Genomic DNA, 20,659 nt, shown 5'->3' with positions numbered 1-20,659 from the left:
CCCAAGTGGTGCGGTGCGTACCGTCCGCGCGGTCACGGGCGCGGACGAGATTCGTGGGGTGGCTGCCGCGGCCGGCGGCGGGAGGCCGCGCGGCCGGGACGGGGGCAGCGGATAAGCCGGGGGCGGGCGGCGCGCTGGGGCGGCCGAAGCCGGGACGGCGGCGGGGTATGAGCGGGACAGCGGGCGCGTCCTGGCAGCGGACGTCCCCGCGTCCGCCGCGTCTCACCGCCCGCATGGCGCCATGATCCTCGTCCGTTCCCTTCACGCGTGTCCCGGTGCGCCACAGTAACCCCAGAAAGCGGCGCTCGCACCGGTGCGTGCGCCGTTCTCCCACGCCGGAGCGGGTGCACGACCGGCGCGCGCCCCCAACTCGCCGGCGTGACACGCGTCTCGCTTCCCGGCCCCTCCCCTGCCGGTATCCGGTTCCGTGCGCGAGGATGCGGCGGTGGCCGTCGCGGGACGGCCACCGGCTCCGTCGCCAACCGCCCGGTATGTCCGGACTTCAGGGCACTGCCAGGTGGCACGGACGCCAGCACCCGACCGGAGAGGAAGGCCGTCTCCATGCCCCCAGACGGGATGCCGTACGCCGGCACCGGCGTCAGCGACGCCGGGCACTCCCCCGGCCCCTGCCGGGGCCCGCTGCGCCTGCGCCCGGCCGCGGCCGCGACCGGCCCGGGCACGCCGCGGGCCGCCGGGACGGCCACCGGCCCGCGCGGAGTCCCGCCGCGCCGGACAGGAGGCGGCGCATGAGCACTGCGGAAGCCGCGATGCCGCGGCGGCTCCTGGGGAACACGAGCCTGGCGGTGCCCGCGGTCTGCTTCGGCGGCAGCGGACTGGCCAGCATGCCGGCGGTGTTCGGCTACGAGGTGCCCGAGGAACGGGCCATCGCGACGGTGCGCGAGGCGCTGCTGTCCCCCGCTCCCTTCCTCGACACCGCCGCCGGGTACGGCGACGGGGAGAGCGAACGGCGCGTGGGCGCGGCGCTGCGGGAGCTGGGCGGGCTGCCTGAGGGCGCGGTGCTGGCCACCAAGGCCGACCGGGACGCCGCCACGGGTGACTTCTCGGCAGCCCAGGTGCGGCGCTCGGTGGAGGGCAGCCTGACGCGCCTGGGACTCGACCGGCTCCAGCTGCTGTACCTGCACGACCCGGAACACCTCACCTTCGAGGAGGCGATGGCGCCCGGCGGCCCGGTGCGGGAGCTGGTGCGCATCCGCGACGAGGGCCTGGCCCAGCACATCGGGGTGGCGGGCGGGCCCGTCGGCCTGATGTCCCGGTTCGCTGCCACCGGCGTCTTCGAGGTGCTGCTCACCCACAACCGGTGGACGCTGCTGGACCGGTCGGCCGGCCAGCTGATCGAGGACGCCGCCGGCGCCGGGATCGCCGTCATCAACGCGGCGCCGTTCGGCGGCGGCCTCCTCGCCAAGGGCGCGGCGGCGCAGGATCGTTACGCCTACCGGCCCGCCGCCCGCGTGGTCCTGGAGCGGGTGCGGCGGATCGAGGCGGAGTGCGCGCGGCTGGGCGTGCCGCTGGCGGCCGCCGCTCTCCAGTTCTCCCTGCGGGATCCCCGGATCGCCTCGACCGTAGTCGGGGTGACCCGGCCGGAGCGGGTGGCCGCGACCATGCGCCTGGCCCAGTGGGACATACCCGACGAGCTGTGGCTCAGCCTCGGAGAGCTGGCCGCGCCCGCTTCGCACTGGCAGTACTGATCCGTCCCCTGCCGCGGCATGGAGTTCGTCAAGCGGGGGCTGCCCTGCACGCAGCTGGGCTGGGAGATCGCCCCGGACGGGCTGTGCGAGACGTTCACCCGCGTCACGCGCGAGTACGGGCCGCTGCCGCGGTACGTCACGGAGAACGGCGCCGCCTTCCCCGACGAGGTCACGGCAACGGGACGCGTGCACGACGAGGAGCGGCGGGCCTGTGCGGGAAGCCGCTTGCGGGCGGCGCACCGTGCCCGGTCCGACGGCGTGGACCTGCGGGGCTCCGTCGTGTGGACGCTGCTGGACAACTCCGAGCGGGCCCATGGCTACAGCAAGCGGTTCGGGCTGGTGCCCGTGGACGTCGCCACGCACCGGCGCACGGTGAAAGACAGCGGACGCTGGTTCGCCGGCGTGACGCGCGCCAACGCCGTGTGACCGCGGGGGCGTTCCCCGTTGGCCGGCCGCAGGGGCGCCCGCGTCATCCGGCGGGTGCGGGCCGCCCGTCCCCGCCGGCGCCCCGTCCGGCGCGGGCCCCGTCGGCGGCGCGGATCAGCGTCACCCCGGCCTGGGCGCACCGCTGGTCCAGGTCGCCGGGCGCGTCCGCGTCCGTCACCAGGGTCCAGCTCCCGGGCAGCCGGGCCCACGAGGGCGCGCTCGGGCCCGCCAGCTTGCTGGAGTCGGCCAGGACGGCCACGCGGCGGGCCCGGGCGGCGACCCGCTCCTTGACGGCGGTCTCCTCCAGCGTGGGCTCCCCCACGCCGCGCGCCGGGTCCACGGCGTCGGCGCCGAGGAACGCGACGTCGAACGCCATCCGCTCCAGGGCCAGATCGGTCAGCGGGCCGGTCAGGCCGTGGCTGAGCGGCTGCACCCGTCCGCCCAGGAGCACGACCTCGCAGCGCACGGACGCCATCAGCGCGGTCGCCGTCTCCAGGCCGCGCGTGACGACCAGCCCAGGGGCCGGGCCGTCGGCGAGCCGCTCGGCGAGGGCGGCGCAGGTGGTGCCCGCGTCGAGGAAGACGGAGCCGCCGCCGGGCACCAGGGGGCGGGCGGCGGCGGCGATGCCCGCCTTGGCCTGGCGCCGCAGCAGCGCGCTTTCGGTGACGGGCCGCTCCTGGAACGCCTCGGGCACCAGGGCGCCGCCGTAGGTGCGGGCGACCTTGCGGTCGTCGGTGAGGCGGCTCAGGTCGCGCCGGACCGTCGAGGGGGAGACGGCCAGGGCGGCTGCCAGCTCCTCGACGCGCGTCATGCCGCCGCGCAGCAGCCGCAGCAGCTCCTCATGCCGCTCGCGTGTGCCGCGCCTGACCGCCGCTGGCCGTGCCACCCTGGCGCTCCCTCCGTCGGTGTTCCGGTCCTGCCCTCAGGTCCTGCCCTCAGGCCGTGGCGCCGCCGGTGCCGTAGGTCTCCCTGATCGCCGGCACCGAGGGGCTGTAGTCCACAGCCGCCCGGTACGCCGACAGCATTGTGCCGTGATCGGCCTTGCCGCTGCCCGCGATGTCGAAGGCGGTGCCGTGGTCCACGGAGGTCCGCAGCACGGGCAGCCCCACGGTGACGGAGATGGTGCCGTTGAAGTCGTAGGTCTTGGCGGGGATGTGGCCCTGGTCGTGGAAGTGCGAGAGCACCCCGTCGAAGCGGCCGGTGAGGCCCTGGTGGAAGACGGAGTCGGCCGGAACGGGCCCGGTGACGTCTATGCCCTCGGCGCGGGCGTCCTCGCACGCGGGGGCGAGGTGCACGATCTCCTCGTCGCCGAACGCGCCGTTCTCCCCGCCGTGCGGGTTGATGGCGGCGACGGCCAGCCGGGGGCTGGGCGTGCCGAAGACGCGCAGCGCCGTAGCGGCCTCGCGGATGGCGGCCAGCACCCGCTCCCGCGTGATCTGGTCGAGCGCGGTGCGCAGCGAGACGTGACGGGTGGTGAAGAAGATCCGCAGGTGGTGGCCGGGCTTGGCGGTGTTCCGCACGACGAACATGGTGTTCTGCCGGGTCACGCCGGTGAGTTCGCCCAGCATCTCGGTGTGGCCGAGGTGCTTCGAACCGGCCTGCCAGATGGCCTCCTTGTTGATCGGGCCGGTGACGATGCCGGAGACCTCGCCCGCGAGCGCGGCGCGGGTGGCGGTCTCGATGGCGGCGACGGCGGCGCGGCCGGCGCGGGCGTCGACGGTGCCCCAGGCGGGCAGGTCGCTGCCGAGCACACCGGTGTCGAAGACGTCGATGGTGCCGGGACCGGCCGGCTCGGTGGCGAAGCTGGTCACCTCGCGGACCCGGACGTCGAGCCCGGCGGCGGCGGCGCCCCGGCGGAGCGCCTCGGCGTCGCCGACGGCGATGCCGTGGTGGCCGTCCTCTCCCGCTACCTCGGCGAGCGTGCGGGCGGTGATCTCGGGGCCGATGCCCACGGGGTCGCCCAGGGTCACGGCAAGAACGGGGCGGGTCATGCTGTCTCCTTCGGAGTGTCGGTAGGTGCGAGAGCGGCGGGCACCTGGCGGCGGGCGGCCGCCGCCATGCGCCGCAGGTGCGTCACACAGGCCGAGGTGGTGCCAGGGTCGCCGACCAGGCCGCCCTTGGTGACGACGGGCAGCCCGGCGAAGGGGCCGCCGACGAGGGTGCCCGCGACGGCGAGCGGGACCAGCTCCTCCTCGACGTCCAGCCCCTGGGCGCCGAGTTCGGCCAGCAGCGCGGCCGAGACGTCGCCGCCGGTGGCGAACAGGCCGTCGGCGGGCCGCTGCCGCAGGGCGAGCCGCACGGCGCGGGCGAGTGCGCCCGGCAGCCGGGCCGCGTCGCCGGGCCGGGTGCTGATGATGTCCGCGTCGTCGAGCACGGTCGCCAGCAGCACCACCTCGCCCGGCCCGGCCGCCGTCATCGCCTCGGCGAGCGCGTCTGCCGTGGCCTGCGGCTCGGGCACGACGCCCTGGCCGTCCGGCACGGGCCGGACGACCCGCACCTCGTGCTCGGCGCGGAGCCGGGCGAGCTGGGCGCGGGTGAGGCGGGTGGTCGAGCCCGAGACGGCGAGGACGGGGGCGCCGGCGGCGGAGCGGGCGGTCAGGCCCAGCGCCGTGGCCAGCGCCAGGGAGCCCGGCCCGGGGTCGACGCCGACCCAGGCGACCGGCTCGCCGCCCGGCCCGGCGGTGGCGCCCGCCGCGACGGCCGCCTCGGCGACGCGGTCAAGGTGCGCCGTCGTCAGGGCGTCGGCGATGACGATGTCGGCGCCCTCGGCGAGCAGCCGGCGCAGCAGCTCGCGCAGCCGGGCCGGCTCGGCGGTGACCGCGGACAGCGGGACGTGGGCCGCCCGCAGCCCGGGCGCCTGTGCGGCGAGCAGCCCGGCGACGTCGGAGGTGGGCAGCGGCGAGCGCGGGTCATGCGCCAGCTCCGTCTCCTCCAGCCGCACGCCGTCGAGCAGCTGCCTGCCCTCGACGGTCTGCCGCCCGGCCCCGGGGTGCGCCGGCGCGCACAGGGCGACGGCGCGGCGGCCGGTCAGGCCGGCAACGGCACCGAGCACGGCCTGGGTGGTGGCGCCGACGTTCCCGCGCAGGGTGGAGTCGACGCGGTTGCAGACCAGGGCGGCGGGCCAGGCGGCGCGCAGGGCCGCGCTGGCCTGGCGGGCCGCCTCCTCCGGCGGGCTGTGCCGGGTGTCGGTGGAGACGACGACGGCGTCGAAGCGGGCGGCGAACTGCGGCAGCACCGCGTAGGGCTGCCAGGACCCGGCCGTGACGGCGCGCAGTCCGGCCCGCGCGAATCCGGCGGCGGCCGCGTTGGCGCCGGTGAGGTCGTCGGCGATGACGAGCACCCCGGCGCCGGGCGGCGGCGTGTGCGTGGCAGGAGCAGTAGCGGTCACAGGAACAGGCTCGCGATCAGCAGCAGGGGCAGGGAACCCAGCCACACGGCCGTCGTGATGCCGGACCAGCCGCGGAGGGCGGCGGTGCCGTCGAGGCCGGTGAAGCGGGTGACGACCCAGAAGTACGAGTCATTGAAGTAGCTGAGCACCATGGAGCCGGCGCAGCAGGCCAGGGCGGCGAGCAGGGCCGATATGCCCAGGCCGTCCAGGAGCGGCGCGGTCACCGAGGCGGCCGTGATCATCGCGACGGTGCCGGAGCCCTGGGCGATGCGGACCATGCTGGCGATCAGGAACGGCACCAGCACGGCCGGCAGGCTCCAGGAGGAGATGGCCTCCGCCAGCTCGTCCCCGATGCCGGAGTCCCGCAGCACGGCGCCGAAGGCGCCGCCCGCGCCCGTGATGAGGAGGACGAGCCCGGCCGAGGCGGCGGCCTCGGCCAGCCAGCCGGTGACCTTCCGGCGCGGCGTCCAGCGGGGCAGCAGCACGTAGACGGCGATGAGGATGCCGATCACCAGCGCCACCACCGGGTTGCCGATGAAGCTCAGCACCTCGGCCAGCCGGGACGGCTCGTAGCCCTCGCCGCCCAGCGCGCCCTGGCGGTTCTGGTCGATGGCGGTGGCCGCCGTGTTCGCGACGATCAGCAGCAGCGGCACGAGCAGCGGCAGGAACGCCATGAACGCCGTGACCCGGTGCGGCCGCGCGCCCTCGGGCGCGGGACCGAGCGCGTCGCCCGGCGCGTCGCCCGGCGCGTCGCCGGTGCCGCCGGAGCCGGTTCTGGCCGGCTCACCGCCGGCAGCCACACCGGCGGTGGCGGTGGTTCTGGCGGCCTTGCCGTACACCGCCTCGCGGACGTCGGGCAGCAGCGAGCCCTCCAGCCGCGGGCCGATCCAGCGGGCGTACCCCACGACGACGGGCACCAGCAGCACGGCGAACACCAGCCCGGCCAGCAGCAGCTTGCCGAGGTCGGCGCCGAGGATCCCGGCGACGCCCAGCGGCCCCGGCGTCGGCGGCACGAGGTGGTGGGTGAGCGTCATGCCGCAGCCGAGGGCGAGGGCGAGCGTGACGTATCCGGTGCCCTTGCGGCGGGCGATGGACCGGGCCAGCGGGTTCATGATCACGTAGCCCGAGTCGCAGAACACCGGGACGGAGACCACCGCCCCGGAGCCCGCCATGGCCCACGGCTCCCGCCCCTTGCCGAAGGCCCGGAGGAAGGCCCTGGCCAGCGCGTCGGCCGCCCCGGAGACCTCAAGGATCTTGCCCATGGCGACGCCGAGCCCGATCACGATGCCGATCGACTCCATGGTGGAGCCGAAGCCTCCGGTGATGGAGTCCAGCACCTCGGTGGCGGGCGCGCCCGCCACGAACCCGGTGACCAGGCAGGCGAGGAGCAGGGCGATAAAGGCGTCGAGGCGCGTGCGGAGCACGACGACGACGATCGTGGCGATCCCGAGGACGAGGGCCGCCAGCAGTTGGAGATCCACGTTGATCCTCCTCCGGCAGGGGAGCGGTATGCCGGCCATCATGCACCCCGAAGTTGAGCAAAACAAGCAGCTTCGGCTCACAAATTTGCGAGACTGCGCATCTACCCCGCAGTAGTCGCGTGGTTCCGGCGCGCGATGAGCAGCTTCCGGCATGCGTGTGCCCCCGCCGCCGTCATAGCGGCGGGGGCACAGCCCGGGCGGGGGTGCGGGAGCCGCGAGCCGGGCGTACTGCCCGGCGGCCCGGTCAGGCGGACACCTCCTGGATGCCGGGCTCCCCGGCGCTGACGTGGACGGTCGCGCGGGTCGTGACCGGCGCGCCCGGGCTGGAGACGTACGGCACGACCCGGTAGTCCGTGCGCCACCAGGACCGGGTCAGCTCGCACCGGCCGTAGCCGCGCTGCGCGTTGTGGAAGCGCAGGTGCGGATTCTCCGCCAGCCAGGTGAGGCCCCAGTCGTCCTGGTCGCTGCCGTCGCCGCCCGAACTGACCGACGTGCCCAGGAACTCGGTGCCGATCACCGCCGACTCCGGGTCGTCGAAGTCGGCCTTCAGGTCGGCCGCCGCGCTGCGGTGAGCATCGCCGGTGAGGACCACGAAGTTCGCCACGCCGCGGCGCTGGATGCCGTCGAACAGCCGCTGCCGCGCCGCCGCGTAGCCGTCCCAGGTGTCCATGCCGAACGCCTGCGGCTCGCCGGCCGCCGAGTCGCCCTGGAATATGAAGATCTGGTTGGCCATCACCTTCCAGGTGGCCTGGGAGGCGCCGAGCCCGTCGAGCAGCCAGCGTTCCTGCTCGGCCCCGAGCATCGTCCGCTCCGGGTCCAGCCGCTCGGCGCAGTCGAACTGCCGTCCGTCGCCGCACGCCTGGTTGTCCCGGTACTGCCGGGTGTCCACGACGTTGAACTCGGCCAGCCTGCCGTAGCCCAGCCGCCGGTACAGCCGCGCGCTGGGCCCGGCCGGGAGCGCGGCGCGGCGCAGCGGCATGTGCTCGTAGTAGGCCTGGAGGGCGGCGGCGCGGCGGGCCAGAAACGCCTCGCCGCCGTTGTCCTCCCCGTCGAGGCCGCCGGCCCAGTTGTTGTCGACCTCGTGGTCGTCCAGGATCACGATCCACGGGAACGCGGCGTGCGCGGCGATCAGGTCCGGATCGCTCTTGTACTGCCCGTACCGCACCCGGTAGTCGGCCAGCGAGAAGATCTCCGCCTCCGGCAGGTGCGGCCGGCCGATGCTCCGGCTGCCGGGCCCCTCGTAGATGTAGTCGCCGAGGTGGACGACGAGCCGGAGGTCCTCCTCCGCCAGGTGCCGGAAGGCGGTGAAGTGCCCGTCGGAGTAGTTGTTGCAGCTCACGAACCCGAACCTCAGCACTTCGGGCTCGTCACCGGCGGCGACGGCGGTCCTGGTGCGCCCCGCCGGGCTGATCTCCGGCCCGGCCCGGAAGCGGTACCAGTAGTCGCGGCCCGGGCGCAGCCCGGTGACCTCGGCGTGCACGGCGTGGCCGAGCTCGGGCGCGGCGACGGAGTGGCCGCGCCGCACCACCCGGCCGAACCGCTCGTCCTCGGCGACCTCCCACTCCACCGGCACGCTGCGCGCGGGCATGCCGCCCGTGCCGTCGGCGGCCACCGGGTCGGGGGCGAGCCGGGTCCACAGCACGACGCCGTCGGGCAGCGGATCGCCGGAGGCGACGCCGAGGGTGAAGGGGCTGGCGGGGAAACGGGGCGCCGCCCAGGCGGGGGCCTGGGTCGCGGCGGCCAGCGGCAGGCCGGCCGCGAGCGCGCCGCCGGCGAGGCCGAGAAAACGGCGGCGCGACGGTGGTGCTGACGTGGTGTCATGCGGGTGACGGGACAACGCTCCTCCTGCGGACGCGTAGTGGCTTCCAGCCACGGGCAGGGAAACAGCGAAGCCCGTCCGCCGCGTGACCGGCGGATGAACACGCCTGGGCCGGCCGCAGCGTCACCATGACCGGGCCCTTACGCTCTGCCGGGTGCCTCACGCTCCGTCACCACGCCCCGGGCGGATGTCCCGTCAGTACCCCCTGGTGAGGACACCCCGGCCCACCCGCCCGGCACGGCGGCGCGCCGGGCGGGGAGTGCCGGGGTGCCGCGAGCGGCGGCGTCCTATGAGGACAGCGCCGCGTCGAGGGCCGGGAACCAGGCGTCGGCGATCTTCCGGTTGCCCGAGTCGTTCGGGTGCACCCCGTCGTAGGTGTCGGTGGCGGTGTCGAAGCCGGTCCACTGGTCGACGAGGATCACCGGCGAGGTGTCGGTGCTCACCTCCTCGGCCCACGCGGGCAGCGCGGCGTTCAGCTCCTGGACCCGCTGGCCGCAGTCACCGCAGTTGAACGGGGCCATCGGGATGATCTGCGCGACGATGATCTCCATCTCCGGGTTGCTGTCGCGCATCTGGCCGACGAGCGTGGTGAAGGCGCCCAGGATCTCCTGCGTCGAGCGGGCGCCCCACACGTCGTTGGTGCCCAGGTGCATCATCACGATGTCGGGGTTGGTGGCCGCCAGCCAGGGCGGAAGCTGGTTCTGGTTGGCCATGTCGACGGCCTGGATGCCGGCGTGGCCCTCGTTGTCGCCGTCGTGGTCGATGCCGCAGTTCTGGGCCGGCAGCGTGCCGACGAAGTCGATCGCGGTGTGTCCGGCGGCCACCAGGTCCTGCCAGAGCAGGGCGCGCCAGCAGCCGGGCGAGCCGGTGATGGAGTCGCCCAGCGGCATGATCCTCACGGGCTCCTGGGCGGGCTGCTGCTGGGCGCCGGCCTGGGCCGGGCGGGCCACCATGGCCACGCTCAGCGCCGAGACGATGGCGAGCAGGGCGAGGAGGGTGCGGCGGGCGCGGCCGAGGGGCGCGCCCGTGCTGGTCAAGGGCATGTCGGCTCCATGGGAAACGACGGATCTGCCCCGGGTCACGCGGCACGTCCCGTCCGGCCGCGCGCCTGCCCCCGCGCCACCCGATGGCATGTACATGTTCCACCATGGCGGAGGCTGGGCGGAAGAGGGCGTGCTCACGCGCCCGGTGTGCCACCACGTGCCGCGCGCCACCCTGACGACGGCGCCACAGCCCGCCCCGGCCCGCTGACCGGCGCGGGCCCGCCGTACTGACCGCCGTCCGGCGCCCCTTCACCCCGGTTCACCCGGCGTGCGCTTCTGTTACCGGCGCGGGGCGCAGGGCGGCGGTTCACGGCCAGCCCTGGGCGCGCTCCCATCGGCGCACGGTGCTGGCGCGCACTTCCGGGCGGAGCACACCGACGCGCAAGAAAGCAAGAGAAACGATCGCAAGAAGCAGCATCAGGAACAGAAAAAGTCATCTCTTGACCGTTTCAACGAGAAGGCACCGGAACGGAATTGGCGCGAAGAAACTCTCCCAGCCGATCCCGTTGCCGAGCGTCCCTATTCTGTGACCATGCGCATCGGCACGCTGGCTCATACGGCAGGGGTGACCACCAAGACCATCCGGTTCTACGAGCGGTCGGGCCTCCTGCCCGAGCCGCCGCGCACGCCGTCCGGATACCGCGACTACCCGCCGGAGAGCGCGGAACGGCTCGACTTCATCCGCTGTGCGCAGGCCGCCGGGCTGAGCCTGTCGCAGATCCGCCTCGTCCTGCGGGCCCGGGACGACGGTGACCTCACGCCGGACACCGCCCGGCTGGTGCGGGAGCAGGTGCGCCTCATCGAGGCGCGCGTGAAGGATCTCGTCCGCACCCGCGACGTGCTGCGCCGTCTGCTCTCCGACCCCTAGCTCAGCCCTCCGGCTTCACCGCCTAGCCGGCCGCGCCCCGGCGCTCGGCGCGGGCCTGGTGCGCCGTGAGGCCGCAGGGGCCGTCACGTGGCGGCCGAACCCGCGCGCCAGGCCGGAAGCAGCTCATCCAGCAGCGCCTCCGTCTCGGCCGGCAGGGACCGCCCCTCCCCGTAGAGCTGCCGGTGGTGGGCGACCAGCCACTCCGCCGCCCCCGTCAGCCACTCCCGGCGGCCGGTGGCGTGCGCCGCCCGCAGCAGCGCGTTCCACAGCCGCTCGTCCATCGGCGCCGCGCCCAGCGCGGTCCTGACGGCGGCGTACGCCTGCTCGCCCCGGCCCGCCGCGATCTGCTCGCCCGACAGCATCAGCGCGATGTCCGCGACCAGCAGCGGGTACTGGGCGTCCACGATCTCGTGGTCCAGCCAGCCGTAGCCGCCCGACTCCCGCTGCCCGTCCAGCAGCGGCCCGGCGGCCATCGACAGCGCGTCGGACAGCTGCCGCTCGCGCTGCGCCGCCGGTGCCCCGGACCGGCCGCTGACCGCCTGGTGGTGGAGGGTGCGCAGCACGTCCCAGTCGGAGAAGACCCGCGGCGACAGCGTCAGCCGCCCGTCCGCCGTCCGCCGCAGCCGCGGCTCGCCGTCCGCGCCGGTACCCAGCCACCCCCGCAGCCGGTCTATCAGCGCGTCCCGCACGTCGTCGGAGACGCCGCGCGGCCACAGCGCGGCGGCGAGGACCCGCGGGTGCACCCCCTCGCGGTGCAGCAGCAGCACGGCCAGCGCCTCGCGCAGCTGCGCGGCGCGCTCCGGCTCCGGCTCGGGCAGCCCGGTCAGCTCGTAGCCGCCCAGCAGCCGGGCGTACACCTCCGGCTTGCCGCGCTCGGTGAGATCGACGGTGAACGCCGGGGCGGCGGCCCGCTGCCCGCCGTCTCCGGCGGGCGGCGCGGTCAGCTCCGTGAACAGGCCGACGACAGCGGCCCGGTGGGCGGCGGGAAGCAGCTGCCCGGACAGCTCCAGGTCCATCACTGGCTCCCGCAGCCGCCCGTCCGGGGTGATCTCGAACTCCCAGGCCGCGCCCGGCAGGTCCGGCCGGTCGGACGCCACCAGATAGCCGATGCCCAGCGGCGCCGACACCGAGGCCAGCCCGGCCAGCCGGTCGGCCTCCTCCTGGCTCGGCGCCGTGCCGATGATGACCAGGTGCGGCGCCCACTGCTGCTGCCGGGCGGGCCCGGTACGGCCGGTGAGGATGGTGTCGTGTCCGGCGTGACGCAGCGCGCCGCGCCGCAGGTTCGTCTCCGTCTCCATGACCTCCAGCAGCCCGGCCACGTCGTCCAGGCACCGCACGCGGGTGGGGGCGAGCGCGGTCAGGTCGGCGCCGAACCCGACGAGCGTGACGGTCATCCGGTCCGACCAGCCGCTCGTGGCCAGCTCCGCCGCGATCGACGCCAGCACCGCCTCCCGGTCCGCGGGCGTGCCCCGCACCGACACCAGCCCCGGCACCGCCTCCAGGTTGAGCAGCAGCCGCAGGCCGTCGCGCATGCCGAGGCTGACCAGGCCCGGATACGGCGCCTCGGCGCCGGGCTCGGGCGCGCCGTCCAGCCCGTCCCGTTCGATCATCCAGTACGTCTCGCCCTGCCCCGTCCGCCAGGGCTCGGGCGGTGCGCCGGCCGGCGCGGCGAGCTGGAGGTGCAGCTCCTTCTCCCCCAGCCAGGCCGCGTAGACCGGCGGCAGCGCCCGGCCCTGCGCGTCGAGCGCGGCCGACAGCACGCGCAGCGCCCGGTCCAGGAACGCCACCGCCTCCGGGTCGGCGCCGACCAGCAGGGCGTCGCGCGCGTTGAACGTCTCGGGTGTGCCCGGCGCCAGGCCGTCGCCGACGCCGCGGCCGAGCGTGCCGGCCGCCGCCTGCCACAGAGCGTTGCGCCGGGTGCGGCCCAGGGCCACCAGCAGCCCGGCCGCCAGCAGCGGCGCCGCGATCAGCGCCTCGGGCAGGCCGAAGCCTGCGGACTCGCCGGAGGCGTCGGACTCCCCGCCGCCGGAGCCGCCGGGACCAGCGGGATCAGCGGAATCAGCGGGATCCTCGATCACCGGCGCCTGCTGGGCGTTCTCGGCCGGGGCGTCACCGCCGCCGGTGCCCGGGCCACCGGGCCCGTCCGGCCGCGGCAGGTCGGCCCGCTCGGCGCTGGTCTCGTCCGCCGTCTCCCCGCCGGGGCCGTCCGGCCGCTCACCGCCACCGGTCCGCTGGTACTCCTCGTACTCCGCGGCCTCCTCGGCGGACAGCTCCTCCGCCTCGTCCGGCATCTCGACCAGTTCGCCGCCGTGCGCGTCCGCGGGCATCTCCAGGATCCAGCCCGGCCTGATCAGGCTCGCCTCGGTCAGCCGCGACCCGTCCGGCTGCACGCGGTCCTTGTTGAGCTGGTAGATCTCCTTGTACCGCAGCCCGTCGCCGAGGTGGCGCTCGGCGATGCCCCACAGGGTGTCATGGTGACGGCCCTCAGGCGGCTGGATCCGGTAGAACTTGGTGCTCTGTCCGGCGGTGTTCTCGCGGCCCTCCTCCGGCAGGTTCATCGCGGGATCGGCCACGGCCTGCCCCGGGCTCTGGCCGCGCTCCTGCCCCGGCGTCTCCTCCTGCTGCTCCGCCACCACGGACGGGCCGGAGGAGTCGAACGCCGAGGGCAGGTCGCTGAGCACCGGCGTCACCGAGGCCGCCGCCGAGCTGATCAGCAGCAGCGCGCTGACCAGCTGCCGCGCCAGCAGCTGGCTCGGCCCGGCGCCGGGCACCCGGCGCGGCAGCCCGATGCCGGTGACGGCGGCGTGCACCTCGACCAGCACGCAGGCGGTGAACTGCGCCCAGGCCACCCACACCATGACGGCGAGCACCTTCAGCAAGGCGCTGGCCGTGATCTCGTCCTGGAGCATGTCCCAGGTGGGCGCCTCGTCAGGCAGCGGCCAGCCGATGAAGTAGGCGAGGGAGAGGGGGACACCGGCGACCAGGCAGAGCAGGGCGATGAACGCGAGGACCGCCTTCAGCACATCGCCGAAGCTTCGCCCGACCTTCACCTGCGCGGGCGTGCGGTTCCCGCCGCCGGAGGGGATGGGCTGCGCCATGACTCGTGCTCCCGTGAGTGGTCGGTGGTTCGTGAACTGCCCGGCCGCGGGCCGGTGTCAGCCGGTCTGGGCTTCGGCCGTGGCCTCGCCCCAGACCTGTAGGGGTTCGGAGAAGAGGATGCCGGAGAAGACCGGCCGGTAGGTCAGCCGGATCCTGACCGTGACCTGGTTGACGGCCGTGCCCGCGTCGTCGCAGTAGGAGGCGGCGATGTCGTCCGCGCTCATCCCGACCGACTCAGCGTACTCGGCGATGCGGTTCTCGCAGTTGCCGAAGTTGATGGGGGCCGGGCGCTGGCCCTCGCGCAGGGCCGCCTCGTCGAGGTCCTGGGCGGCGTACCGGGCGGCCTGTTCGGCGATGTCCATGGCGCGCTCGCGCTGCGAGATCGCCAGGCCGCCGTCCACGACGAACGCGGCGAGCCCGAGGACGACGAGCGCGAAGAACACCACGGCGATCGCTCCCGAGCCGCGGTCCGCCGCGGCCCCCCGCAGCCGGGCTCGCCAGCGGGCACGCGGCCGGGCGGTGCGCCTGGCGGTTGTCATCCCGACCTCCGGTACGGATCGATCGGCGAACTCGACTCGCCGCTCATCGTCGTTGTCAGGCCGAAGCCCATCAGGTCCAGCCCGCGCACCTGGCAGGACACCTCGACGCTGAAGAGCGTGCCCGGGGCGTGCCCGCCGCCGCTGGTGCGGCGCACGCTGACCGTGCCGTCGACGCACACGTTGCGCAGCTGGTCGTCGACGACCGCCCTGGCCTCGCGCATCGCGGCCGCGGTCGAGCGCTCCAGCGACCCGGCGCGCGCGGCGTCGCGGGCGGCGCCGTAGACCGCACTGCGGCCCGACACGTGCTGGCCGAACGACACCAGCACCAGGATGAACAGCAGGATCAGCGGCGCGATGATCACGATCTCCACCGTGGACAGGCCGCGGTCCCCGCGCCAGCGCTCCCGTCGGAACACCCCGCCGGTCACCCCCCGTCGTCGGGCACGAAACGTTCCACCGGGCCCTCGGAGGACGCCCGCACCGTCAGATCGAGCCACGGCAGGATCGACGGAACCCGGGCGGTGACCTCCACGCGCACGGTGTTGTCTCCCAGCCGCGCCGAGTCGACGTCCGGACGCGTCTCGAACAGCCCGCGCCCCAGCTGGTCGATGTAGTCGTACGCCTTCTGCTCCGCGGCGCCGCTCCAGCCCGCCGGGTCGGCGTCCGCCTGGGCCCGGGCGGTCCGCGCCCCGGCCTGGGCAGCCGCCTTGGCGACGCTCTCGCCGAAGGAGTACATCGCGAACTGCACCGCGCCGAAGATCATGAGGAACAGCAGCGGGGTGAGGAAGACGAACTCGATGGCGCTGGCGCCCCGGTCGCTCCCGCCCGCGCGCAGCACGGCCCCGCCCCGGTCAGCCCCCTGGCTGAGCCGGCGGCGCAGGAACCCGGCCACTGTCCGCGTCACGGGTTGCAGTCCGACCCGCCGTCGATGCCCGAGATGCAGTCACCGACCGAGTCCGCCCGGTCCTCCAGCGCCTGCGAGATCACGACGGCCACGGCGGCCACGATGCCGACGACGACCGCCGCGATGACGACCCACTCGATGGCCGAGGCGCCCCGGTCCGTGCCGGCGGAACGGGCCCGCTCCACGCGGGCCTTGAGGAAGGTGACCAGGAAGTCCGTCGCGGGATGGCGGAGTCTGGGCGGCGCCGCCTTCCGGAACGTGTGGAACATGTTGTTTCCTCTCCCGTTTGTGGTGCCAGCCGTCAGCCGCCTTCAAAGACACGCATGCCGGCCGGATAGATCAAGAAGATGAGGAATCCCACGCACAGCAGCAGCTGCGCGATGAGCATGGACTGGGACTTCTCCCCCGCGCTTCCCTCGATCTCCGCGAGTTCACGGTGGCGCATCGTCTCCGCCCGCGCCGAGAGCGAGGCACGCACTTTGGCTCCGTCGTCGGCGACCAGCGCCAGCGAGGTGGACAGGTCGCGGAGCTCCTCCACGCCGACCTCATCGCCGAGCCTGCCGAGCGCCTGCCACTGCGTGAGACCCGTGATCCGGGCGTCCGCCAGCGCCGTCCTGATGCGGCGCAGCGCCCAGCCGTCGCTGACCTCGGCGGCGGCCTTCAGCGCCTCGGGCAGCCCCCGGCCGCCCGCCAGGCTCATGGCCACCAGGTCCAGGTAGGCGCCCACCACGCGGCGGAAATCCCGCCGCTTCGCCTTGGCGTCCCGCCGCACCTCCACGTCCGGCAGGAAGAAGAACAGCGCCGCGCACGCCAGCGCCAGCCACACCGGGATCACCGGGCTGGTGCTGAAACCCGCGGCCCACGCGGCGGCGAACAGGAACGGGCCGAAGAACACCCCCACCCCGGCCAGCACCACCTTCGTCGCCAGGAAGCTCTCCCAGCTGCGGTCCAGCAGCGCCAGGTCGGCGCGGAGCGAGCGCTGCTCCCAGCCGCGTTGCAGGTAGATCTCCGCCAGCCGCTCGCCGATGCGGGTTTGCAGCTCGCGCAGCGCGCCGCTCTTCCCGCCGCTCTCGCTGGCGCGCAGCGGGTGGGTGCCGAACGCCGGCCCCGGGCCGCCGCCCCGCGCGCGCAGCGCGTCGATGCGGGCAACCGTGGACACAGGGCTGCGGCGGGACGGCAGCAGCGCGCGGATCAGCGCGTACACCCCGAGTCCGCAGACCGCCCCGGCGAGCACCGCCAGAGTGAGTTCGCTGTCCCTCACCGGGACCCCCTTTCCTGGCCGGGCAGCGTGCCCAGGCGCAGCGGCCGCTGCGCCCCGGCCGCCTCCTCGCGCGGGCGCAGCGCCGTCTCCGGCTCACCCCGCGTCATGAAGCGCTCGGGCACCTCGATCTTCGCCAGGCGCCGCATCCACCAGAACCCCAGGCCGAACAGGCCGCAGACGATGGCCAGCACGGCCTGCCCCAGCGGGTCGCCGAACGGCTCGACGAAACCCGGGTTGAAGATGGCCAGGCCCAGCGGGAACGCGACGCTGACGCCGACGACGATCTGCACGCTGCGGCGGGTGGAGGCGCGCTGCGCGAACACCCGCTGCCGCATGTCCACTTCCTCGCGCGCCGACTTCGCCAGCGCGCCCAGCACCTCGCGCAGCCCCGGGCCGCGCAGCCGCGCGTTCAGGATGAGCGCGGCGATGATCATGTCGGCCGAGGAGTCGTTCAGCTCGTCGGCGAACTCCTCCAGCGCGTCGGGCAGCGGCGTGCGCGCCCGGAGCCGGTCCACCAGGTTGGCGAGCGGCTCGCGCAGCGCCGGGGCGGCGGCGCGGGCCGAGGCCGGGATGGCCTGTTCCAGCCCGACGGCGCCGGCGATGGTGTCGCGCAGCGACTCCGTCCAGCTCGCGAGCGCCTCGACGCGGCGGATGCTGGCCCGCTCCTCGGCCGCCCCGCCGAACAGCTGGTTCCAGGCGAACGCCAGCAGCGCCGCCGCCAGAGCCGCCACCGGCCAGCGGGTCAGCAGCAGCACGGCCAGCGCGGCGAGCGAGGCGTAGGTGGTGCGCCGCCCGAGGAATGACGCCAGCTCCGCGGTGCGGCGCTGCGCCCTGGCCCGCTCCTCGCTGGTCCGGGACGGGAAGCCACGGACCGCGGCGATGAACAGGGCCAGGCCGCCGCCGACCGCCACGCCGCACAGCAGCGCGGCGGCGGTCGTCAGCGAGAACAGCCCGGAGCCGGTCAGGCCGGTCATCAGGTCACCTCCCAGGAGCCCCGGTAGCCGTAGGCCGCGAGCTCCCGGGCGCAGCTGATGGCGGCGCTGGGGCGGACCTGGCCGTCGGGGCCCTCGGCGAACACCTCGCTGGACAGGACGCGGCCGTCCACGCCGTTGACCTCGCGGATGGAGCTGACGAAGCGCCGCAGGCCGCCGCCCTGGGCGTAGGTGTTGCGCCGCTCGATGAAGACGACGAAGTTCAGGGCGCCCGCGATGAGCATCTGGCTGGCCTCGATGGGCAGCCGCTCGGCGGCCTGGAGCGCGTAGGTGGAGATGCGGTTGAACACCTCCTGGGAGCTGTTGGCGTGGATCGTCGACAGCGAGCCGTCGTTGCCCTGGGTCATGGCGTTGAGCATGGTGACGATCTCGTCGCCGAGCACCTCCCCGACGATGACGCGGGAGGGGTTCATGCGCAGCGAGCGGCGGACCAGTTCGGCCATGCTGATGGCGCCCTGGCCTTCGGAGTTGGGCAGCCGCTCCTCGAAGGCCACGACGTTCGGGTGGAGGTCGGGGAACTGGTCCAGACCCAGTTCGAGGGCGCGCTCGACGGTGATGAGGCGTTCCTCGGGCGGGATCTCGTTGGCCAGGGCGCGCAGCAGCGTCGTCTTCCCGGCGTTGGTGGCCCCGGCGATCATGATGTTCTTGCGGGCGCGGACGGCGGCGGCCAGGAAGCTGCCTATCTCCGGGGTGAGGGTGCCGTTGCCGACGAGGTCGGCGAGGAACACCTTGCCGAGCCGGGCGCGGCGGATCGACAGCGCGGGCCGCTTGGTGACGTCCATGACGGCCGACAGCCGGGAGCCGTCGGGCAGCCGCAGGTCCAGCTGCGGGTTGGCGGTGTCGAACGGCCGGGACGACAGGCCGGAGTAGGCGCCGAGGACCTGGATGAGCTCGATCAGCTCCTCGTCGGTGTCGGCGACTGGCTCGCCGCGCACCTCGCGGCCGTCGGCGTAGCCGATGAACACCTGGTCGCAGCCGTTGATGTCGATGTTCTCGATCTCGGGGTCGTCCAGCAGCGGCTGGAGGCGGCCGACGCCGAACAGCGCGGCGTGCACCGCCGCGGCGTACGCCTCCTCGGACTGGGCGTCCAGCGGGGCGCGGCCCTCGGTGATCTCGGCGCGGGCGTACTCCTCCAGCACCTGCGCGATGACGGCGCGGGCGTACTGCCGCTCGTCCTCGGGGGTCATCGGGCGCACGCCGCTGGCCTGGTCGATGCGGCGCTGCTCGGCGATACGGTCGCCCGCCTCCTGGCGGAAACGCTTGACGAGCTGGTGGTTGACCTCGGTCACGGCGTCGCTCCCGGGGGTCCGGCGCCCGGCTGCCAGCCCTGGGGACCGGGCGCGTGGGGCTGCGCGTGCTGCTGCGGCGATGACTGCGGTGCCGGCTGCGGTGCCGACTGGGGTGCCGGCTGGGGTGCCGGCTGTGCCTGCGGCTGCGGCGGCCCGCCCGGCTGGCCGTACCCGCCCGGCCCGTAGGCGGGCTGGTCGTACCCGCCCTGCCCGTAGCCCGGTGCGGGCGGCGGCGCGGGCGCCGGCTGGCCCGGCGCGGCCTGCGGCTGCGGGGCGGGCGGGCGTCCGCCCTCGGCGTGGCCGCCGCCGGAGCCGCTCAGCTCGCCGCGGTAGGTCTGGTGCACATCGGCGACGACCTGCCGGGCGGAGCGGATCAGCAGCGACTTGTCGAGCCTGCCGCGGCGCCGCCCGGCCAGCTGCTCGGCCCCGGCGGGATCATCGGCGATCAGACCGACGACGCGAGCACCGGTGCGGGCGGCGATGAGCATCTCGTTGATCTGCGCGGCGATCCGCGAGCCGCGCTGCGGATCGGCCACCAGCACGACCCCCAGCTGCGGCTGCGCCAGCGTGGCGGCGCCGCGCTGCTGGCCGTGCAGCCGGGCGTGCAGGGCGGCGGCACGGTCGCGGACGTGCGCGATGTTCTCGGGCTGGGTGCGGGTCACCAGCAGCAGCAGCGCGGCGTGCGGCAGCAGGGCGAGCGCCGGCGACTGGGCCTCAAGCCGGCCGAGGTCGGCGATGACGTCCGCCGCCGCCTCCTGGTGGGGCGACTGCGCCAGCTCCGCGAACGCCTTGCCCAGCGCGCCCCACTGGCCCGACAGGCCGGCCGCCTGCTCGGACGTGGCCAGGCCCACGAGGACGTCCAGGCCCCCCGACAGGCGCTGGGCGTGGTCCCACAGCTGCTCGGCGGCGATGCCGCGGCGGGCCGTCGCGGCGAGCGAGAGTATCCCGGTGGCGGGGTCCAGCGGGCGGCCGTCGGCGCCCGTGGCGCGGTAGACGAGGTCGCCGCCGGCCGGATCGGCCTCGGCGAGCAGTGCGCGGCGCGGCCACAGCGCGGCCAGGGCGACGGCGGTGGTGGTGACACCGGGCGCCCCCTTGTCCGCGGCCAGTGCGATCAGCGCCATGACAAGTCTGCCCCTTAGGGATCGTCGAGGGATCGGAAGAGATCGTCAGTCGGAAGCGGGCACGATGACGACGGCCACCTCGCCGTCGGACGCCGGGCGGGCGAGCGCCACCGCGTCGTCGGCGTCCACCCGCAGCCGCAGCGACAGGGCGCTGGTGCCGTCGGCCTCGCCGTTGATCTCGGCGACGCGGGCGTTGTCCGCGATCAGTTCCTCGGGCGTGCTCCCCTCCGGTGCGTCACCGGAGGAGGCGTTGCCGACCCAGTAGGCATCGACGGTGTCGCCGGCCTGGAGGCCGGGCGGGTACTGGCCGGGCTGGAGCGCGAGGCCGACGATGACCTGGTCCTGGCCGAGACCGTCGTCCTCGGAGAGCATCGGCCCGACGAGGACGGTGCCCTCGACGAGGTCGGTGGAGGCCACCAGTCCCTGCCGCTCCATGATGTCGCGCTGGCTCCACAGCACGTAGTCCACGCCCGGCTCCTCGGCGACCATGACCGTCCGCATGGCGTCCTCGGGGATGGGCTGTCCCGCCGGCACACGCTCGGTGAGCTGGATCGCCTCGACCCGGTCGCCCGCCCGCAACACGAGCATGGCCGCACCGAGCGCCCCCGCCAGCACGAGGAGGGCGGCGAGCGCGGCGAGCGCCGGCTTGCGCTCGCGGGGAGGGGAGGGAAGGCGGTCTCCTGCCATGGGCCCGACCGCGGCCGGCTTCTTCGCAGCCGCAGA

The 20,659-nt window shown here is 74.9% G+C and carries 19 protein-coding genes; 3 read left to right on the top strand and 16 right to left on the bottom strand.

The window, feature by feature from the left end; all coding sequences use genetic code 11:
- The first annotated feature begins 746 nt into the window (after positions 1-746).
- Entirely contained in the window at positions 747-1,706 is a 960-nt protein-coding gene (locus JK356_RS07045) for an aldo/keto reductase (RefSeq protein WP_201866674.1), read from the top strand.
- A gap of 18 nt (positions 1,707-1,724) precedes the next feature.
- Positions 1,725-2,132, top strand: coding sequence for a family 1 glycosylhydrolase (locus tag JK356_RS07040; RefSeq protein WP_201866673.1), 408 nt, complete (start codon positions 1,725-1,727; stop codon positions 2,130-2,132).
- Positions 2,133-2,175: 43 nt separating this feature from the next.
- Here the strand turns inward: JK356_RS07040 and JK356_RS07035 are convergent, their stop codons facing one another.
- The 6 genes from JK356_RS07035 to JK356_RS07010 all read right to left on the bottom strand — a co-directional run bounded on the left by JK356_RS07035 (position 2,176) and on the right by JK356_RS07010 (position 9,863).
- Positions 2,176-3,018: a DeoR/GlpR family DNA-binding transcription regulator gene (locus JK356_RS07035; protein ID WP_201866672.1), complete on the bottom strand. Its 843-nt coding sequence runs from the start codon at positions 3,016-3,018 to the stop codon at positions 2,176-2,178.
- Between the two features lie 49 nt (positions 3,019-3,067).
- A complete protein-coding gene (gene pdxA, locus JK356_RS07030) occupies positions 3,068-4,123 on the bottom strand; it encodes a 4-hydroxythreonine-4-phosphate dehydrogenase PdxA (protein ID WP_201866671.1) in 1,056 nt (351 codons plus the stop codon).
- Positions 4,120-5,520, bottom strand: a complete 1,401-nt coding sequence (locus tag JK356_RS07025) for a four-carbon acid sugar kinase family protein (RefSeq protein WP_201866670.1) — start codon at positions 5,518-5,520, stop codon at positions 4,120-4,122. The genes pdxA and JK356_RS07025 overlap by 4 nt, the downstream gene beginning before the upstream one ends.
- Entirely contained in the window at positions 5,517-7,001 is a 1,485-nt protein-coding gene (locus JK356_RS07020) for an SLC13 family permease (RefSeq protein WP_307815440.1), read from the bottom strand. The genes JK356_RS07025 and JK356_RS07020 overlap by 4 nt, the downstream gene beginning before the upstream one ends.
- 244 nt (positions 7,002-7,245) lie before the next feature.
- Entirely contained in the window at positions 7,246-8,838 is a 1,593-nt protein-coding gene (locus tag JK356_RS07015) for an alkaline phosphatase (protein WP_201866669.1), read from the bottom strand.
- A 269-nt stretch (positions 8,839-9,107) separates the two neighbouring features.
- Positions 9,108-9,863: an SGNH/GDSL hydrolase family protein gene (locus tag JK356_RS07010; protein WP_236670858.1), complete on the bottom strand. Its 756-nt coding sequence runs from the start codon at positions 9,861-9,863 to the stop codon at positions 9,108-9,110.
- Positions 9,864-10,395: 532 nt separating this feature from the next.
- Here JK356_RS07010 and JK356_RS07005 point away from each other — a divergent pair.
- Entirely contained in the window at positions 10,396-10,731 is a 336-nt protein-coding gene (locus tag JK356_RS07005) for a MerR family transcriptional regulator (protein WP_201866668.1), read from the top strand.
- Positions 10,732-10,814: 83 nt separating this feature from the next.
- Here the strand turns inward: JK356_RS07005 and JK356_RS07000 are convergent, their stop codons facing one another.
- The 10 genes from JK356_RS07000 to JK356_RS06955 are packed head-to-tail and all read right to left on the bottom strand — an operon-like array spanning position 10,815 to position 20,623.
- Positions 10,815-13,829 (bottom strand): BTAD domain-containing putative transcriptional regulator, encoded by a 3,015-nt coding sequence (locus JK356_RS07000; RefSeq protein WP_201866667.1) that lies wholly within the window; start codon positions 13,827-13,829, stop codon positions 10,815-10,817.
- A gap of 57 nt (positions 13,830-13,886) precedes the next feature.
- Positions 13,887-14,369 carry a TadE/TadG family type IV pilus assembly protein gene (locus JK356_RS06995; protein ID WP_201866666.1) on the bottom strand — a complete coding sequence of 161 codons (483 nt, stop codon included), beginning with the start codon at positions 14,367-14,369 and terminating at the stop codon, positions 13,887-13,889.
- A complete protein-coding gene (locus tag JK356_RS06990) occupies positions 14,366-14,785 on the bottom strand; it encodes a TadE/TadG family type IV pilus assembly protein (RefSeq protein WP_307815439.1) in 420 nt (139 codons plus the stop codon). Before JK356_RS06990 ends, JK356_RS06995 begins: the two co-directional genes overlap by 4 nt.
- Before the next feature lie 8 nt (positions 14,786-14,793).
- Positions 14,794-15,273, bottom strand: coding sequence for a TadE family protein (locus JK356_RS06985; RefSeq protein ID WP_201866664.1), 480 nt, complete (start codon positions 15,271-15,273; stop codon positions 14,794-14,796).
- Positions 15,270-15,542 (bottom strand): hypothetical protein, encoded by a 273-nt coding sequence (locus tag JK356_RS06980; RefSeq protein ID WP_201866663.1) that lies wholly within the window; start codon positions 15,540-15,542, stop codon positions 15,270-15,272. Before JK356_RS06980 ends, JK356_RS06985 begins: the two co-directional genes overlap by 4 nt.
- Before the next feature lie 32 nt (positions 15,543-15,574).
- The gene (locus JK356_RS06975) at positions 15,575-16,534 is read right to left on the bottom strand and encodes a type II secretion system F family protein (RefSeq protein WP_307815438.1); all 960 of its coding nucleotides are present in this window, start codon (positions 16,532-16,534) and stop codon (positions 15,575-15,577) included.
- A complete protein-coding gene (locus JK356_RS06970; protein ID WP_201866662.1) occupies positions 16,531-17,508 on the bottom strand; it encodes a type II secretion system F family protein in 978 nt (325 codons plus the stop codon). The genes JK356_RS06975 and JK356_RS06970 overlap by 4 nt, the downstream gene beginning before the upstream one ends.
- Positions 17,508-18,815 (bottom strand): CpaF family protein, encoded by a 1,308-nt coding sequence (locus tag JK356_RS06965; RefSeq protein WP_201866661.1) that lies wholly within the window; start codon positions 18,813-18,815, stop codon positions 17,508-17,510. Before JK356_RS06965 ends, JK356_RS06970 begins: the two co-directional genes overlap by 1 nt.
- A complete protein-coding gene (locus JK356_RS06960; protein ID WP_236670857.1) occupies positions 18,812-19,936 on the bottom strand; it encodes a hypothetical protein in 1,125 nt (374 codons plus the stop codon). Before JK356_RS06960 ends, JK356_RS06965 begins: the two co-directional genes overlap by 4 nt.
- A gap of 45 nt (positions 19,937-19,981) precedes the next feature.
- The gene (locus JK356_RS06955) at positions 19,982-20,623 is read right to left on the bottom strand and encodes a hypothetical protein (protein WP_201866660.1); all 642 of its coding nucleotides are present in this window, start codon (positions 20,621-20,623) and stop codon (positions 19,982-19,984) included.
- Between the last annotated feature and the right edge of the window lie 36 nt (positions 20,624-20,659).

The sequence above is a fragment of the Streptomyces sp. 7-21 genome, from assembly GCF_016741785.1.
Taxonomy (GTDB): domain Bacteria; phylum Actinomycetota; class Actinomycetes; order Streptomycetales; family Streptomycetaceae; genus Streptomyces.
This window is presented reverse-complemented; position numbering and strand designations above follow the sequence as displayed.

Coding starts and splice junctions, on each gene's coding strand:
- JK356_RS07045 (WP_201866674.1), top strand. CDS start 747: ATGAGCACTGCGGAAGCCGCGATGCCGCGGCGGCTCCTGGGGAACACG.
- JK356_RS07040 (WP_201866673.1), top strand. CDS start 1,725: ATGGAGTTCGTCAAGCGGGGGCTGCCCTGCACGCAGCTGGGCTGGGAG.
- pdxA (WP_201866671.1), bottom strand. CDS start 4,123: ATGACCCGCCCCGTTCTTGCCGTGACCCTGGGCGACCCCGTGGGCATC.
- JK356_RS07010 (WP_236670858.1), bottom strand. CDS start 9,863: ATGCCCTTGACCAGCACGGGCGCGCCCCTCGGCCGCGCCCGCCGCACC.
- JK356_RS07005 (WP_201866668.1), top strand. CDS start 10,396: ATGCGCATCGGCACGCTGGCTCATACGGCAGGGGTGACCACCAAGACC.
- JK356_RS07000 (WP_201866667.1), bottom strand. CDS start 13,829: ATGGCGCAGCCCATCCCCTCCGGCGGCGGGAACCGCACGCCCGCGCAG.
- JK356_RS06995 (WP_201866666.1), bottom strand. CDS start 14,369: ATGACAACCGCCAGGCGCACCGCCCGGCCGCGTGCCCGCTGGCGAGCC.
- JK356_RS06980 (WP_201866663.1), bottom strand. CDS start 15,542: ATGTTCCACACGTTCCGGAAGGCGGCGCCGCCCAGACTCCGCCATCCC.
- JK356_RS06970 (WP_201866662.1), bottom strand. CDS start 17,508: ATGACCGGCCTGACCGGCTCCGGGCTGTTCTCGCTGACGACCGCCGCC.
- JK356_RS06960 (WP_236670857.1), bottom strand. CDS start 19,936: ATGGCGCTGATCGCACTGGCCGCGGACAAGGGGGCGCCCGGTGTCACC.
- JK356_RS06955 (WP_201866660.1), bottom strand. CDS start 20,623: ATGGCAGGAGACCGCCTTCCCTCCCCTCCCCGCGAGCGCAAGCCGGCG.